This window comes from Yimella sp. cx-51, from assembly GCF_017654605.1.
GTDB lineage: Bacteria > Actinomycetota > Actinomycetes > Actinomycetales > Dermatophilaceae > Yimella.
Window position 1 is genome coordinate 3,016,893 of sequence record NZ_CP072113.1, and the last position, 15,494, is coordinate 3,032,386.

Consider the following 15,494-nt stretch of genomic DNA (forward strand, 5'->3'; position numbering starts at 1 on the left):
ATGCGTCACATAAACACTATGATGGTACTCATTGATATGTCAACTACGGCGTGAGGAATCTCTGATGAACAGCTCTGACCAGCCACGATGGCTGGACGACGAGCAGCAGCGAGTGTGGCGTCAGTGGCTACGATCGCATCGCGAACTCAATGCTGCGATCGCCCGGCAACTGCAAGACGACGGCGGACTCTCAGACGCCGACTTCGCCGTGTTGGTGTCGGTGAGCGAGGCGCCCGACCAACGCATCCGGGCCACGGCGCTGGCCGACTCGATGCTGTGGGAGCGCAGCCGGCTCTCGCACCAGGTGCGACGCATGGAAACCCGCGGTCTGGTGCAGCGAGTCGAATGCGAGCAGGACCGCCGCGGCGCCTGGGTGGAGATCACCGCTGCAGGCACGAAGGCATTGCAGGACGTCGCGCCAGGACATGTTGAGACCGTGCGTCGCTATCTCTTCGACGCGCTGGACGCCGACTCGCTCGCCGCACTTGATCGCATCACGCAGACCATCACCGAGACCATCGACTGCCCGGCACACGCAATTTCACCGGCCTGACCGACTCTTCCTCCGGCCGCTCTCCAACCTGTTTGGCAGGATCAAGCCATGTTGAACGGTCACGTCTTCGTGCTCCACGCCGATCTGGCGGACGTCGCCTACGACGCGGTCGTGCTGCCGACCGACAGCAAATTCAGTGTGCGCGACCACTGGAAGGCCATCGGCGGCGAGCCGAAAAAGAGTGCGGACTTCGACAACGATCACTTCACCCGGGGTCACGGCAACACCTGGTGGGTCGACGTCACGACCGACGGGGCGCCCGATCTGTATGCGCTGCAACGGAATCTGAGTGCGTGCCTGGCGCAGATCGGGGACTTGCTGCACCCGACGGCGCGGGTGGCGGTGCCGGTGCTCGGGGTGAACGGCGGCGGCCTCGACCAGGAATCGGGCGTGGCACAGGCCCGTCTGCTCGACACCTTGCGCAAGAGCGCCGAGACCCATCAACTCGACATCCTGCTCGTCGCGCGGGACGAGTGGCGTTATCGCGCATTGCAAGCGGTGCGGCTCGGCGACCCCGGACGCTGGTTTCCCGGCATTGCACCCGCCGGTGCCCCACCGTCCCTCGACTTCGCCGAACGACTCGGACGCCGGGCCAGGACCGGTGATCTCTCACTGCTGCTCGGCGCTGGGGTGAGCATCGGCGCGGGGCTGCCTGACTGGAGCGAGCTGGTGACCGGCCTCGGCTCGCTGACCCAGCTCCCGCCGTCCATCAATGCCGAGCAACTTGCGCAGTTGTCGCCGCTCGACCGCGCCGAACTCCTCCACCGCACCAACCCCAAGCTCGCCGAGACGGTGGTGAAGCAACTACGCAAGATCGAGAAGCCGGGCGTGGCTCACTTCCTGCTCGCGGCGCTCGGCGTACACCAGGTAGCGACCACCAACTACGACCAGTTGTACGAGCAGGCCGTGCGCTCCGCCGACCCCGACCACCCCTGCACGGTCATTCCGTACGAGCGACCCTCCGGCGGCAATCCGTGGCTGCTGAAGCTGCACGGCGATCTCGACCACCCCGACGACATCGTGCTCACCCGGGCCCAGTTCGTCGCGTACAACTCGCGTCACCGACCGGCCGGTGCGCTCTTCCAGTCGATGCTGCTGACCTCGCATCTGCTGGTCGTTGGTGCGTCCTTCACCGATGACAACGTGCTGCGGTTGGTGCACGAGGTGCGCGACTACCTACAGGTGAAGTCGGGCACCTCCTCGCTCGGCACAGTGCTCACGCTGCACCCCGAACCCGCCCGGTCATTGCTCTGGAAGGGCGAACTGGACTGGGTGGACGTCGAACGCGATGGCGATGCGCCCGAGCGAGTGCTCGACATCCTCCTGGACGCGGTCGCGATGTATTCGTGCGCGGAGCCGGCGAGCGTGCTCGACGAGAGGTACGACAGCCAACTCGGTGAGCAGGAGCGCGATCTTGCGCAACGGCTGCGCTTGATCGCCGGTGATGTGGAGAAGCAGGGCGGCCGCGCGTGGCAAGGCTTGAAGGACGCCTTCACCGGGCTGGGCTATCGCTGAGCCTCGATCTGTAGTGCCTTCTTGAGCGGGCCGAGTGGCAGCACGAGATGCAACGGGTCGACCGGCGATTCCAACAGATCGGCGTGCGCCAGGTAGAACTCACGCGCCGACTCGTCCCGGCAATGAATCAGCAGCGCCGCCGCACCGAGCGCTCCACTTGCCGAGATCGACCGTTGGATGGCATCTCGGTACAACGCGGCGCCCAAGCCGCGGCCCTGCGCACGCGAGTCGACGGCCAGCCGAGCAAGCAAGATGCACGGAATGTCGTGCGGACGCCCCTTGCCGAAGCTGAAGTCGACAGCGTCCCGGCTGATCCCCGCCGCCGCGATCGCGTAGTAGCCGACGGTCCGGTCATCAAGGGTCGCGACGTACGTGACTGCATTGTTGGCGCGCTTGTTCTGCCACGCGTAGCGCGCGAACCACTCGTCCAACTCCGCTGCGCCACTGCGGAACCCGGACTTCGAGTCCGCGCGCTCCATCGTGCGCGGGGCGCGCAGGATGCCTGACGTCACTCGTCGTCCAGCACGAACTTGATGTCGAAGACGGACGGCCGCGCGAAGAGGTCCGCCAGCTTCGTCGTCTCGATCGGCGCATCAAGGAGAGCGACGAACTCGTCGTACTGCTCCGCCGACGCCTCGAACCGCCGCCGATCAGCGAGCACTCGCTCTGCTCGTTCGACCGCGCTGCTGAGGATGAACTCGGACATCGAGGTGTGCGACGCCGACGCAGCCTGGCGAAGCAACGCTTCTTGGCGTGCTTCGGCGCGAAGGTTGATGCGTTGATCTTTGATGGTGGTCATGACGGCCTCTCACCCGGTGTACGTACATCGTACATACAGCTGGTGATGAGGGTGCAGCTTCACTCGCATCGGGTATCAGTCCCCGCACGCCCTCTCGGCTACAGCGCGCGAACGGCTTCTTCGATCACGTCGAGACCTTCGTTCAGTTCGTCGTCGGTGATCACCAAGGGCGGCAACAGCCGGATGACATTGCCGAAGGTGCCGCAGGTCAGCGTCAGCACGCCCTGGGAATTGGCGTGTGCGGCAACCTTCTTGGCGGCGTCCGGATTGGGGGTGATGCCGTCGTCCGACACGAATTCGATGGCGAGCATGGCGCCTCGACCGCGTGCTTCGCCGACGTATGGGGACGTCTCGACGAAGCCCTGCAGGCGCGGCATTGCGATGCCCTCGATCGTCTTCGCCCGGCCCACAAGGTCGTCCTCTTGGATGACTTCGATCGCGGCCAGCGCTGCGGCACAGGCCACCGGGTTACCCGCGTAGGTGCCGCCGATGCCGCCAACCGGAGCGGCGTTCATGATCTCGGTGCGGCCGGTGACCGCTGAGATGGGCATGCCGCCACCGAGCGCCTTCGCGGTGGTGATGAGGTCGGGTTCGATGCCCTCGAACTCCGAGGCGAACATGTGGCCGGTGCGGGCGAATCCGGTCTGGATCTCGTCGGCGATGAAGACGATGCCGTGGTCGCGCGCGAAGTCCTGCACGCCCTTGAGGAAGCCGGGCTCCGGCGCGATGAAACCGCCTTCGCCTGCGATCGGCTCGGCGACGATGCAGGCCACGTTGCCGGCGCCGATCTGGGTGAGCACCATCTCCTTCAGCGATGCGAGCGCCTCGGCGGCAGCGTTCTCCCGGCCGCTGGGCCAGCGGAAACCGTAGGCATTCGGCGTGCGGTAGACCTCGGACGCGAACGGGCCGAAGCTCTGCTTGTAGGGCACGTTCTTGGCGGTCATGCTCATCGTCATGTGCGTGCGTCCGTGGTAGGCGTGGTCAAGCACGACAATCGCGGGGCGGCCGGTGTAGGCGCGGGCGATCTTGACGGCGTTCTCAATGGCTTCGGCGCCGCTGGTGAACAGCGCGCTGCGCTTGTCGAAGTCACCCGGGGTGAGCGCGTTGAGCTTCTCGCAGACGTCCACGAAGCCTTGGTACTCGGTGACCATGAAGCAGGTGTGCGTTGCCAGTTTCGCTTGTGCGGCAACGGCTTCAGCCACCTTGGGGTTGGCTGCACCGACACTCGTGACGGCGATGCCGGAGGCGAAGTCGATCAGCTTGTTGCCGTCGACATCGACGAGCAACGAACCCTCCACGTGGTCGATGAACACCGGCGAGGTGATGCCGAAACCACTGGAGACGGCCCGCTCGCGCGCGGCGTGGAGTTCGCGTGACTTGGGCCCGGGAATCTCGGTGCGCAACTCGCGGATCGTGCCTGCTGCTGTGTCGACGGACATGACGGCCAACTTCCTGACTTGAGGCAATCTCTTTCGAAGTCGAACTTTAGGCCCGACGTCCCCACGGTACGACCATGCCCCGACATCTGTCTGCCCCTCGTGCCCGAATCACGCCTTCGGCACGCTGCGTGACGCCGGGTGTCGTTGCCTGCTCCTACAGTGGCCACCATGACGACTGCCTCGCCCACCTCCCCCTTCGGAGACGCGATCGCTGCTCGTTATCCCCACTCCTACGCAGTGCTGGACGTCGAGACCAGCGGCCTTGATCCGCGGCGGCACCGGGTGCTGCAGGTCGCCATCACCCAGCTCGACGCTCACGGCGAGGTGCAGCAGGTGTGGTCGAGCCTGGTCAACCCCGGCGTCGACCCTGGCCCGGTCGATCTGCACGGCCTCACCGCCGAACGCCTCGCCGGTGCGCCCTCCTACGCGCAACTCGCGACGCACGTGGCCGACCTGGTGCGCGGACGTGTCGTCGTCGCCCACAACGCCGGCTTCGACTGGGCCTTCCTGTCGTCCGAAGGTGCACGCGTCGGCATTCCGTTACCCACCCGCGAACGGCTCTGCACGGTCGAACTCACCCGCACGCTCCGGACGCCGGCCGCCACGTTCTCCCTCGAATCGCTCTGTGCCCATTGGCAGATTCCACAGGCACGCCCGCACGACGCCGAGGACGACGTCCGCGTGCTCGTCGAGGTGCTGCGCTACGCGCTGGCCGACGCCGCGGCGCAGCAGATCGCATTGCCGATCCGCGACCCGTACGCCCGAATAACGTTGCGGCGCAAACTTCGTCGGCGCTACCGCAAGACGAAGTGGAAGCTCAAGCGCCGCTGGAGGAACGCCCGCCGCTGAGCGAGTCGATCCACGGATGGTCGGGGATCGTGCGCTCCAACGCGTCCTGCAGCCAGTCGCGGCGGCGGCCGTCCAGGTGCGGCAGCGTCGCGGCGAAGTCGGCTTGGTCCTTGGTTCGCAGACCTTTGGCTTTGTAGAGCAGTTGGATCTGCGGCTGGAGGTATCTGATGCCGTCCTGCTCCCACACTGCCTCCGCCATCGGAAGGCGAATTGTGTTGTTGCGCTTGTAGATCCATTCGTCACGGCTTCCAGGGGCGAGCAGGATGTCGTACTCCCACGGGTCTGCGGCACTTCGCCTGGCCCAGAGTTGCCCGGCGCCGGCAGGCAGGACGTCTTCGGCCGCGGCATCGGGCGCGTCCTCCGGCAACAGAGGCGTCAGTGATCCTGACGATGCAGCCCACGCATGGAGCTTGCCTGCGAGATGGCGTCGAAGGAGGGGCAGTTCGGCGGAGAGCACAGAGGGGTCGATGTCGTCGTGGCTGCGCCGGACGCCCGGTGAACGCCTCCAGCGCCCAGCCGCCCGCGATCCACCACAAGCCCTCGTAGTCGGCGAAGAGCACCTTGACGTCCTGCGGTGTCCGCGGCGCCCACGCGCCGTACAGCGCCGTGAACTCTTCATCGCTCAGCCCGTCGACTCCCACGGTCAGACGATAGGCGCCGAGCCGATGAGCGATCCGTGATTGAGTCGTCCTCGAGGAACGAGCGGACGTGTCGAAATCCGCCGAAATGCCACGACAACGCCCAACGTCAAAGGCGAGAAAACCATCGATTTGCAATGTTATTCACAACCACGTCACCAGATCTCGAGGCGTTGTCGGTGGTCGATGATTGACTCTTCTCATGGTCACAAAGCTGCTCGAAACCCCCGCTGAACAAGCGGTCGAGCATGCGCGCGCCCACGTCGCTTCATTGTCGACTGAGGAACTACTCGCCCTGTCACGCGCGGCGATGACTGAGGTCGCAGAGCGCACCCGAGAGACCGCCTCCACCGCCCGTGACCCGCGCGGTGAGTACGAGCAGCTGATCACCGGCGCCCAAGCCGTCCTGAACAGTGCCCAAGCCCTGCGCTCGACTGCGATCGCCAGGTACTCCGCGGTGGACGACCACCCCGACCAGCCAGGTGAACCCACCCAACGCCCGCTCGGCCACGAGTCCGAGTTTGCCGACTCCGACATCGCGCCCATGCTCCGCATCACCTCCAGGACAGCCTCATGGATCACCCGCGACGCCTGCAACGCGGTTGTGGTCGCACCACGTCTACTCCGCCTGGCCGGCACCGGTGCGGTCTCGATGTACCTGGTCGACAAGATCACCGAAATGCTCGAACACACCACCCCAGACATCCGAGCCCGCATCGAACAACGCTTGTTGGACGCACGCATCGAAGAAGCCACCACCGTCCGGGCGCTCGGGTGGGTGCGCCGCTGGCTCACGACCCTTGACCCAGACGCCCTCAGCGAGAGGGCGACGAAAGAACGCAAGAACGGGTCGACGTGCGCTGGTGGGGCGGTGACCTGCCCGGCCTGACCGAGTTCATCGCCACCTTGCCCGCCGGTCATGCCGCGCAGATCATCACCGCGGTCGACACCCTCGCCAAACAACTGAACGCCGATCCCGCCAACGCCGGCAAGACCATGGGGGAATGCCGCGCCGACGCCCTCCTGCAGCTGGTCATGGCCAACGTCACCTGCCACATCCAGCTCACCCTGCTCGGACACGCCACATCACCACCACCAGGCTGCGCTCAATGCGACCCAGCCGAGCAGCAAGCACGACCCCAGCGCGGTGGCCGCGGCGGTGATGCCGCTTGGAGCGACGAAAACCATTGGCACACAGCCGATCCGCCAGGCAGCGCCGCGTCCTCACATCACCCTGCAGCGCACCACCCCACCCAGTTCCCCGGGCACCACCGCGCCCACGTCGATCCTGTCGACGCTGATGCCGCCGAAGTCGCCGCCTACCTGGACGACTGGTGCGCCCGCGCCAGCATTCCGGGCAGTCTTGAGCACGCCGCCGCCGAGATGGACCGACAAGAATCCCTCGACGATGAGGGCGCAAACGCTCACCAGTACGACGCCGATGCGTTCGAGGCATGGTTCGCACCGATCGTCGACGCAGCCGCTGACCTCGAATTCGCACCCTTCGGCACGACCAGCGGCGACCACGATGAGCTGGCCGCAGCCACTGATGCTGACGGGCCACGACGCCACGGTCTTCAACATCGCGTCGGCTTCATCCCGGCCGACCAATTTGAGGCGCTGCTGACCGGCCGCCGCGCGACCGTCCGCCACGCCTACCTCGAACCCGCCCTCGGCACCGACGGCGCCATGGGTCACCGGCTCGTCGGAGTCAGCCGCGCAACCCGAGCCACCCTCACCGAGGCAACGCTCGACGCGCTCAACCAATTCGCGACATACATGGCCAATGCAGACCAAGCGGGCGGGCACGTCCCAAAACTCGAAGTCACTGCCGACACCCGCTCACCCGCCTACCGCGTTCCGGCCCACATCCGACGGTTCGTGGAACTCCGCGACGAACACTGCCGATACCCCGGCTGCAGCCGGGGGGCGAAATACTGCGAAGCCGACCACATCATCCCCTGGGGCACACCCGGCGGCCACACCACGCCCACCAACCTGCAACTGCTGTGCAAACGGCACCACCGCGTGAAGACCGCGAAGAGGTGGAGCGTCACCATGACCCGCGACGGCGACTGCACCTGGACCTCACCCACCGGCAGCGTCCACATCACCCGACCCAGCCTCACGCTCAGCTGACCGTCACGGCCCCACCTTTTGGCTGACCGTCCTGGCCGATCGGGAGCCACCGAACGGGCGGCGCGCTTCGCTCCACTCCCGTATCTGGCTGGGCGAGCATCATCGCGCAAAGCGAACGTCGTCTGGCGCCGCCGGCAGCGCCTTAGACGAACTGGACATCGGATTCCGAAACCCCGACAGCCACTGGAGACCTGGACGCCACACGGCAACAGCCCCGAGAGCTCGGGACTCTCGGGGCTGTTGCTTGCCACGGACGATGAAGTCCGCGGCGGAGTTGATCAGGCAGCCGGAATGTCCAGCACCTGGCCGACGAAGATCAGGTTGGGGTTGCTGATCTTGTCGGTGTTGGCCTGGAACAGCGAGTTCCAGTGCTTCAGACCGAGCTTCTCGGCGAGCTTGCTCAGGGTGTCGCCCGACTTCACGGTCAGGGTCTCACCGGTGGTCTGCGCCTTCGGCACCGCGCGGTACGACTGGTGCTTGTGCTGCTTCACCTTGCCGGTCGGAGCCTGCTGCACCTGCTTCTTCGGGGCGGCGACCTTGGGAGCCGCAGCCTTGGGTGCCTGCTGCACCTGGCGCTTCGGCGTCTGCACCTTGGGAGCCTGGCGCGTGGTGCTGCGCGAGGTCTGCGGCTGCTGGGCCTGCTGCGTCGGGGTGTAGGACGAGGCGCCACCGCTGGCGCGGGTCAGACCCGCACGCACGGAGCAAACCGGCCATGCACCCGGACCCTGGCCGGCCAGCACACGCTGGGCGACGCGGATCTGCTCGGCCTTGCTGGCGTTCTGCGGCATGCCGGTGCCGCCGAAGCCGCGCCAGGTCTGCAGCGTGAACTGCAGGCCGCCGTAGTAGCCGTTGCCGGTGTTGATCGACCAGTTGCCGCCGGACTCACACTGTGCGACGCGGTCCCAGACACCGGTGTCGGCGTGGGCGTCGCCCGCGGTGGCCATACCCAGGCCGGCCGCTGCTGCGGCGCCGGCCGCAGCCATGGTGGTGATTCGTGCTGCTCGGTTCTTCAACAAGTTGTTGATTCCCTTCGTCGTGCCGCCTCGCACACGCGCCGAGCCTCCGATCGGGCGGCTCGCCGTCGCAGGTGCGCCTCGTCCGGTTTCGGAAGTTCCGAAGGTGCGCTCACGGGAGGAATCGGCGAAGTGAACGCGCCGGATCCCGGCCTCCTTCTTGTCAGGCGGGGCCGGGTGCGACCAACCGGTCGCCACGGACAACACCGAGGCTCCCCGGCGCGCCGTTACGGATTTCTCCGAATCTGTGACATGACTCACATCGCGGGCAATGGCGCAGAACCTGGGGCAGCGGCGCAAACGCGGCACTTCTAGCGCCATCCGCGGCACCTCTTCGCATCCGCGCTAGCTGCAACCGCCGCAGCGGCGATGAACCGCCGCGTTTGTGTCTATAGCAACCCGCCGCAGGCCGCGCCCAGAGCAGGCCCGAACGGTGCCGACACCTACTTAGGTTAGCCTTACCCGCATGTCTGAGCGTCCGCGTCCCGTCCCCAAGTCCGCCACCGTCGTCCGCACCGAGCAGGTGGCCCGCGACCTGGTGCGGGTGATCCTGACCGGCGATGACATCGCAAAACTGCCCCCGCTCGATTTCACCGATCACTACGTCAAACTGCTCTTACCGCCTGCTGGGGCCGACTACGACCACCCGTTCGACGCAGATGAAATCCGCGAGAACCACCCGCGCGAACAATGGCCGGTCACCCGCACCTACACGATCCGCTGGCTCGACCTTGAAGCCGCCGAACTCGCCCTCGACTTCGTCGTGCACGGGGACGAAGGCCTCGCCGGCCCGTGGGCGATGCGCGCCAAGGCCGGCGACCAGATCTCGTTCATGGGTCCGGGCGGAGCATGGGGGCCAAGCGAAGCTGCGGACGTCCATCTACTGGTGGGCGACGAGTCAGCCGCTCCGGCGATCGCGGCCGCGATGGAGGAGTTGCCCGAGTCGAGCACGGCTCAGGTCTTCGTCGAGGTCGAAGACCCGCAGGCGCAGATCCCGCTGCCGGAACGGGACAACGTCCACGTCACCTGGGCATACCGCGCGACGACCGGCGCCGCCTATGGCGAAGCGCTCACCGAAGCGGTGCGCAACGCGCCCTGGCCGCAGGGTCGGGTGCACGCCTTCGTGCATGGCAACGCAGACATGATCAAGCCGCTACGTCGTTACCTCTTCGTCGAGCGGGAGCTTCCCCGCGACCAGGTGTCGATCTCCGGCTACTGGCGCACCGGCCACAACGAGGACGCCTGGCAGGCCGGCAAGCGCGACTTCAACGCCCAGATCGAGCAGAAAGAGGCCACGCTCGCCGGCTGATCCCGGCTGAACTTCTCGGGTTTCGATTCTTCCGAGAGCAGCACACAAACGACGGCGGCTGCGTCCCCCGAGGTACGCAGCCGCCGTTGTTCTTGAGCGAGCCTGATCAGGCGTCGACCAGCTCTTCTTCCTTCTCCAGCTCCGGGTGGATGCTGCTGAGCTTCTCGCCCTCCACGTCCACCGACGGCAGGATCTTGTCGAGCCACTTCGGCAACGCCCACGCCTTGTCACCCATGAGGTACATCAGGGCCGGGATGAGCGCCATGCGCACCACGAACGCGTCGAAGAAGACGGCGATCGCGAGCGCGAAGCCCATCGACTGGATGAGCGAGTTGTCCTGCAGCATGAACGCGGCGAACACCGAGATCATGATGGCGGCGGCGGCCGAGACCACGCGGGCACCGTGGCGGAAACCGTCCACCACTGCCTCGCGGGCGCTCATGCCGTGGACGTAGGCCTCACGCATGCGGGTCACCAGGAACACCTGGTAGTCCATCGCCAGGCCGAACACCAGGCCGATGAGGATGATCGGCATGAAGCTCACCAGCGGGGCGGGCTCGACCAGACCGAAGGTGCCTTCCTGGAAGATCAGCACGGTCGCGCCGAGCGTGGCCAGCACCGACAACAGGAAGCCGAGGGTGGCGGTCAACGGCACCAGCAGTGAGCGGAAGACCAGCATCAGCAGGATGAACGCCAGCCCGATGACCACCGCGAGGTAGATCGGCAGTGCGCCGGTGAGACGCTCGGAGACGTCCGCCTGGATGGCGGTCACACCGGTGATACCGACGTCCGCCTTGGTCTGTGCCTCGACGCCCGACTCACCGTCACGCAGTGCGTGCAGCAGGTCTTCGGTCTTCGTGTCGTTCGGACCGGTCTTGGGCGTGATGAGCACCTGCGCACCGGAGGCGTCCTTGTTGACGGCGATCATCTGCGCGTTGGCGACATTCGGCTGCTTGGCCGCCCACTCGACCACCTTGCCGTAGGCGCCGAGGCGCTCCTGCTGAGAACCGAGGGACGAGCCGTCGACGACCGCCACGAGCGGGCCGTTGCGGCCCTCACCGAAGGAGCCCGAGATCAGGTCGGCAGCCTTGCGCTGCGTGGTGGTCTTGGCCGCGGTGGTGTCGGTCGGCAGCGCGAGGTGGAGGTCCTTCATCGGCACGGCCAGCAGGCCCAGCAGCACCACGACCAGCGCGACGATCGCGGCAGGCTTCTTACCCAGGAAACGGGCCCAGCGCACACCGTTGTTGAGCGGCTTGCCCTCCTCGTCCAGCGGGTCCTTGTGACGACGGACGCGTCCGCCGAAGGCCTTGGTCTTCAGCAGACCGAGGATCGCCGGCAGCAGGGTGAGCGCGACCAGCACGGCGAAGAAGACGGTGCCGGCGGCGGCCATACCCATGGACGTCAGGAACGGAATGCCGACCAGCGACAGCGCGGCGAGCGCGATGAGGACGGTCAGACCGGCGAAGACGACGGCCGATCCGGCCTTACCCACAGCCAGGCCGGCGGCGTGCGCACGGTCGTCGGTGTGGCGCAGTTCGGCGCGGTAGCGGGCCAGGATGAACAGCGTGTAGTCGATACCGACGGCCAGACCGATCATCGTCGCGAGCATCGGCGTCGTGGTGCCGATCGTGGTGAACGCGGTCGCGATGTAGAGGCCGATCATGCCCATGCCGACACCGAAGAAGGCCGCGATGATCGGCAGACCTGCAGCGACCAGCGAACCGAAGGTGATGATCAGGACGAGCGCGGCAACACCGATACCGATCAGCTCGGCGCTACCGCCGGTCTCCGGCATCTGCTGCATGCCCTGACCGTTGACCTCGATCTGCATGCCGCTGCTCTTGGCGTGCTTCTGCAGCACGGAGATCAGCTTCTCCTGCGTGGCCGGCTTCACGTCCGGCACCGAGGGCACGTCGAAGTCGAAGCTCATCGTGCCAACCCGCTGGTCGGCCGAGAGCGGCAACAATGCCTTGGCGTTCGCCTCGGCAACAGCCTTCGGGGCGCCGTTCTTCATCGCCCCGGCGACCGCCATCTTGTACTGCGCATCGCTGGCCGCGACCGGAGGCGCGATCTGCGTCTTCGGCATCTGCGGAACGGTCTTCAGGTCGGCGATGAGAGCACCAGCGGCCTGCTGGTACTTCGCCTCGCGCAGGGTGTGGCCCTGCGGGGCGGCCATCACGATGTTGACGGTGGCGGCGTTCTCGACGTCCTTGGCGTCGGGGAACAGCTTCTTCTGCATGTCCTGGGCCTGCAGCGAGGGGATGCCCGGGATGGAGAAGGTGTCGGCCATCGGCTTGGAGATCGCGCCGGCCAGGCTGCCGAATCCGATGATCGCCAGCAGCCAGGCTGCGATGAAGACCGGCCACTTGCGGTAGGCGGTGCTACCGAGGCGGTACAGGAAGGTTGCCATGAGTTCTTTCTCTCGTGGGTGTGGTGCGGGTTCAGGCGGCCGGGGCGATGAGCTCGCGCATGGCCTCGACGTAGGAGTCGAAGAGGTCGATCAGCGGACGGGTGTTGGTCGCGGCGATGAAGGTGCGCACGGACGCTTCGAAGAGCGCGCCGAGGCTGCTGAGCGTCACCACCGCTCGCGGATCACCGGCAGGCGTGCCCTCGCGCTGCTCGATCAACCGGATGAGGTCTTCACCGATCATCCGGAAGCTGAGCAGGGCTGCGGCGAGCACCTTGGGGTTGCGATCGAACGCGAGGTGCATCGTGGTCCAGTCGGTGCGCGTGACTTCCTTCTGGGCGAGCACAACCCGCGCCACATAGGTGGCGTCGGCGAAAAGGTCACCGTCCGGGCCGCCGGCCACGAACTGCTCGATCGCCGCCGCGGTGCCGGCCGGGGGCAGCCCGAGCACCGCTTCCATCTTGCCGTCGAAGTAGTTGAACAACGTGCGGCGGGAAACCTCGGCGCAGTCGGCCAGCTCATCGAGTGTGAAGTCGTCGAAGCCGCGGTCGGCCGACAACTGGCGCGCACACTGGGTGATGCGGGCCGCGGTCTCGCGGCGCTTGTCGTTCCAGCCCGCGACCCGCTGCGCATCACAGACGAAGGCAAGCTCGGAGGTCACGCGTCCAAGAATTGCCCTTTGGCTCCCCAGAGTGCAAATTGCGTTCCGGTGATGCCCGTCACGTCCTGCTCCCCGGCACAACCAGTGGGTAGGAGGCCGCACGAGGCAGGCCAGAACGGTTGCGGCAGGATCACCCGCATGACCAGCGTCACCTCTTCGGCAGCCACCGGGGCCTCGATCCTCGACCGCGCGCGCGACCGCGTCCTGATCAAGGGTGAGGGCCTCACCTACGACGAGATCGTCGAGGTGCTGCAGACGCCGGACGAGATGCTGCCCAGCCTGCTCGCGCTGGCCCACGAGGTGCGCCTGAAGTTCAACGGCGAAGAGGTCGAGGTCGAGGGCATCGTCTCCCTGAAGACCGGGGGCTGCCCGGAGGACTGTCACTTCTGCAGCCAGTCGGGTCAGTTCACCTCCCCCGTGCGCAGCGTGTGGCTCAACGTCCCGCAGCTGGTGAAGGCTGCCGAGCAGACCGCGGCAACGGGTGCGACGGAGTTCTGCATCGTGGCGGCCGTGCGCGGGCCAGACGAGCGACTCATGACCCAGTTGCGCGACGGGGTGAAGGCGATCAAGGAGGCCGTCGACATCCAGGTGGCGGCGTCGCTGGGCATGCTCACCCAGGAACAGGTCGACGACCTGGTCGACATGGGCGTGCACCGCTACAACCACAACCTCGAAGCCGCGAAGTCGTTTTTCCCGCAGGTGGTCACCACGCACTCCTATGAGGAGCGTTGGGACACCTGCCAGATGGTGAAGACGTCCGGCATGGAGCTGTGCTGCGGCGGGCTGGTCGGCATGGGCGAGACGATCGAGCAGCGTGCCGAACTGGCTTCGCAGCTGGCCGAACTCGAGCCTCACGAGGTGCCGCTCAACTTCCTCAACCCGCGTCCGGGCACGCCTTTCGGTGACCTGGAGCCGATGTCGACGCCGGACGCTCTGCGCACGATCGCGGCGTTCCGGCTCGCGCTTCCGCGCACGATCCTTCGCTACGCAGGCGGACGCGAGCTGACCCTGGGCGATCTCGGCACCCGCGACGGCCTGCTCGGCGGCATCAATGCCGTCATCGTCGGCAACTACCTGACCACGCTGGGACGCAACCCCACCGCTGACCTGGAACTCCTGGAGGAACTGCAGATGCCGATCAAGGCCCTCAACGCCTCGCTGTGAACGAGCCCATCTACTGCACCCGCTGCGGCGAACCCGCGTCCACCGGTGACCACTCGGTGTGCGCGCGCTGGCTGGCGGCCGAAGAACCACCCCGATTCTGCGCGCACTGCCGGAGGCGGATGAAAGTGCAGGTCACGCCCACCGACTGGACGGCGATCTGCGTGGAGCACGGAGAATTGCGTGAAGTCAGCGACCTGGACGGTGGCGCGCCCGCGGCCGGCTGACCGACCGACTGACAAGCAAGTCGTCGCGCGGGGCTTCACCGAGGCGGGTGCCTGGGCAAGTAGTTTGGTGCGGAACGGCCGAATTGGCCGCAGGATCTTCAGGAGGAAAGCGAATGTCACAGCCGACCAACGGGTCGTGGAACGACGGTCAGGGCCAGGGGGGCTCGCTCGGACAGGGCTGGAACGATCAGTCGAACCAAGGCGGAGGCTCGCTCGGCCAGGACTGGGGCGGCCAGCAGTCGCAGCAGTCGGCGTCCGGGCAGGACTACGGACAGCAGGGCGGCTACGGCGGGCAGCAGTACGGCCAGCAGGGCGACCAGGGGCAGTACGGCCAGTCCCAGGGCAATTACGACCAGGGCCAGCAGGGCGGCGCGCCCGCGCACACCGGCGGCTACAACAACTCCCCGTCGTCCTCGGGCGCGAGCCCGTTCAGCGACACCAAGTTCGAGCAATCGCTGACCCCGAAGATCGCTTCGCTGGCGTTCATGCTGATCAGCGCGGCAGCGATCATTTGGGGCCTGTACGACATCCTTTACAACTTCCTGGGTGAACACCAGAGCGTTGACGGCTCTGACCGCGAAGTCGTGGTGAAGATGCACGTCGTTCCCGCCATCTTCAAGATGCTGGCCGACATCGCCATCGTCGGCGCGATCATCTACGGCGCTCGCGTCGTCATCGAGCTGGCGGTCAACGTCGCCAAGATCGCGCAGCGCGACAACTGACACCCACCGACTCGTCGGTACGAAGGCCCGGGCTTTTGCCCGGGCCTTCGGTGATTGGATGG

15 protein-coding genes are annotated in these 15,494 nt (G+C 66.5%); 8 read left to right on the top strand and 7 right to left on the bottom strand.

Translation table 11 applies throughout. The features are described 5' to 3' along the window. Positions 1-64: 64 nt before the first annotated feature. On the top strand, positions 65-553 hold the full coding sequence (locus tag J5M86_RS14330) for a MarR family winged helix-turn-helix transcriptional regulator (protein WP_188061225.1): 489 nt from the start codon (positions 65-67) through the stop codon (positions 551-553). Positions 554-601: 48 nt separating this feature from the next. After that, positions 602-2,068, top strand: a complete 1,467-nt coding sequence (locus J5M86_RS14335) for an SIR2 family protein (protein ID WP_188061226.1) — start codon at positions 602-604, stop codon at positions 2,066-2,068. On the opposite strand, the gene J5M86_RS14340 is transcribed toward J5M86_RS14335, so the two are convergent. From J5M86_RS14340 to gabT, 3 genes are all read right to left on the bottom strand, one after another. After that, positions 2,059-2,580, bottom strand: coding sequence for a GNAT family N-acetyltransferase (locus J5M86_RS14340; RefSeq protein ID WP_244328377.1), 522 nt, complete (start codon positions 2,578-2,580; stop codon positions 2,059-2,061). The genes J5M86_RS14335 and J5M86_RS14340 overlap by 10 nt on opposite strands. Next, positions 2,577-2,867 carry a DUF1778 domain-containing protein gene (locus J5M86_RS14345; protein ID WP_188061227.1) on the bottom strand — a complete coding sequence of 97 codons (291 nt, stop codon included), beginning with the start codon at positions 2,865-2,867 and terminating at the stop codon, positions 2,577-2,579. Before J5M86_RS14345 ends, J5M86_RS14340 begins: the two co-directional genes overlap by 4 nt. A gap of 98 nt (positions 2,868-2,965) precedes the next feature. Then, entirely contained in the window at positions 2,966-4,306 is a 1,341-nt protein-coding gene (gene gabT, locus J5M86_RS14350; RefSeq protein ID WP_188061228.1) for a 4-aminobutyrate--2-oxoglutarate transaminase, read from the bottom strand. A gap of 168 nt (positions 4,307-4,474) precedes the next feature. Between gabT and J5M86_RS14355 the strand changes: the two genes are divergently transcribed. Then, positions 4,475-5,155: an exonuclease domain-containing protein gene (locus J5M86_RS14355; protein WP_188061229.1), complete on the top strand. Its 681-nt coding sequence runs from the start codon at positions 4,475-4,477 to the stop codon at positions 5,153-5,155. On the opposite strand, the gene J5M86_RS14360 is transcribed toward J5M86_RS14355, so the two are convergent. Beyond that, positions 5,124-5,612 (bottom strand): hypothetical protein, encoded by a 489-nt coding sequence (locus J5M86_RS14360; protein WP_244328378.1) that lies wholly within the window; start codon positions 5,610-5,612, stop codon positions 5,124-5,126. The two genes, J5M86_RS14355 and J5M86_RS14360, sit on opposite strands and share 32 nt — an antisense overlap. Before the next feature lie 383 nt (positions 5,613-5,995). On the opposite strand from J5M86_RS14360, the gene J5M86_RS14365 reads away from it, so the two are divergent. Continuing rightward, on the top strand, positions 5,996-6,682 hold the full coding sequence (locus J5M86_RS14365; RefSeq protein WP_188061230.1) for a hypothetical protein: 687 nt from the start codon (positions 5,996-5,998) through the stop codon (positions 6,680-6,682). Further along, positions 6,649-7,932 carry an HNH endonuclease signature motif containing protein gene (locus J5M86_RS14370; RefSeq protein ID WP_188061231.1) on the top strand — a complete coding sequence of 428 codons (1,284 nt, stop codon included), beginning with the start codon at positions 6,649-6,651 and terminating at the stop codon, positions 7,930-7,932. Before J5M86_RS14365 ends, J5M86_RS14370 begins: the two co-directional genes overlap by 34 nt. 278 nt (positions 7,933-8,210) lie before the next feature. On the opposite strand, the gene J5M86_RS15675 is transcribed toward J5M86_RS14370, so the two are convergent. Next, positions 8,211-8,948 (bottom strand): transglycosylase family protein, encoded by a 738-nt coding sequence (locus tag J5M86_RS15675; protein ID WP_370587360.1) that lies wholly within the window; start codon positions 8,946-8,948, stop codon positions 8,211-8,213. A 463-nt stretch (positions 8,949-9,411) separates the two neighbouring features. On the opposite strand from J5M86_RS15675, the gene J5M86_RS14380 reads away from it, so the two are divergent. Next, complete coding sequence (locus J5M86_RS14380) at positions 9,412-10,254, top strand: siderophore-interacting protein (RefSeq protein ID WP_188061232.1); 843 nt, start codon at positions 9,412-9,414, stop codon at positions 10,252-10,254. A gap of 106 nt (positions 10,255-10,360) precedes the next feature. Here the strand turns inward: J5M86_RS14380 and J5M86_RS14385 are convergent, their stop codons facing one another. Continuing rightward, positions 10,361-12,664 (bottom strand): MMPL family transporter, encoded by a 2,304-nt coding sequence (locus J5M86_RS14385; protein ID WP_188061233.1) that lies wholly within the window; start codon positions 12,662-12,664, stop codon positions 10,361-10,363. Between the two features lie 31 nt (positions 12,665-12,695). Beyond that, positions 12,696-13,322 (bottom strand): TetR/AcrR family transcriptional regulator, encoded by a 627-nt coding sequence (locus J5M86_RS14390; protein ID WP_188061234.1) that lies wholly within the window; start codon positions 13,320-13,322, stop codon positions 12,696-12,698. A 138-nt stretch (positions 13,323-13,460) separates the two neighbouring features. Between J5M86_RS14390 and bioB the strand changes: the two genes are divergently transcribed. Beyond that, entirely contained in the window at positions 13,461-14,486 is a 1,026-nt protein-coding gene (gene bioB / locus J5M86_RS14395) for a biotin synthase BioB (RefSeq protein ID WP_188061235.1), read from the top strand. Between the two features lie 337 nt (positions 14,487-14,823). Further along, the gene (locus tag J5M86_RS14405; protein ID WP_188061236.1) at positions 14,824-15,432 is read left to right on the top strand and encodes a DUF4282 domain-containing protein; all 609 of its coding nucleotides are present in this window, start codon (positions 14,824-14,826) and stop codon (positions 15,430-15,432) included. Positions 15,433-15,494: the final 62 nt, after the last annotated feature.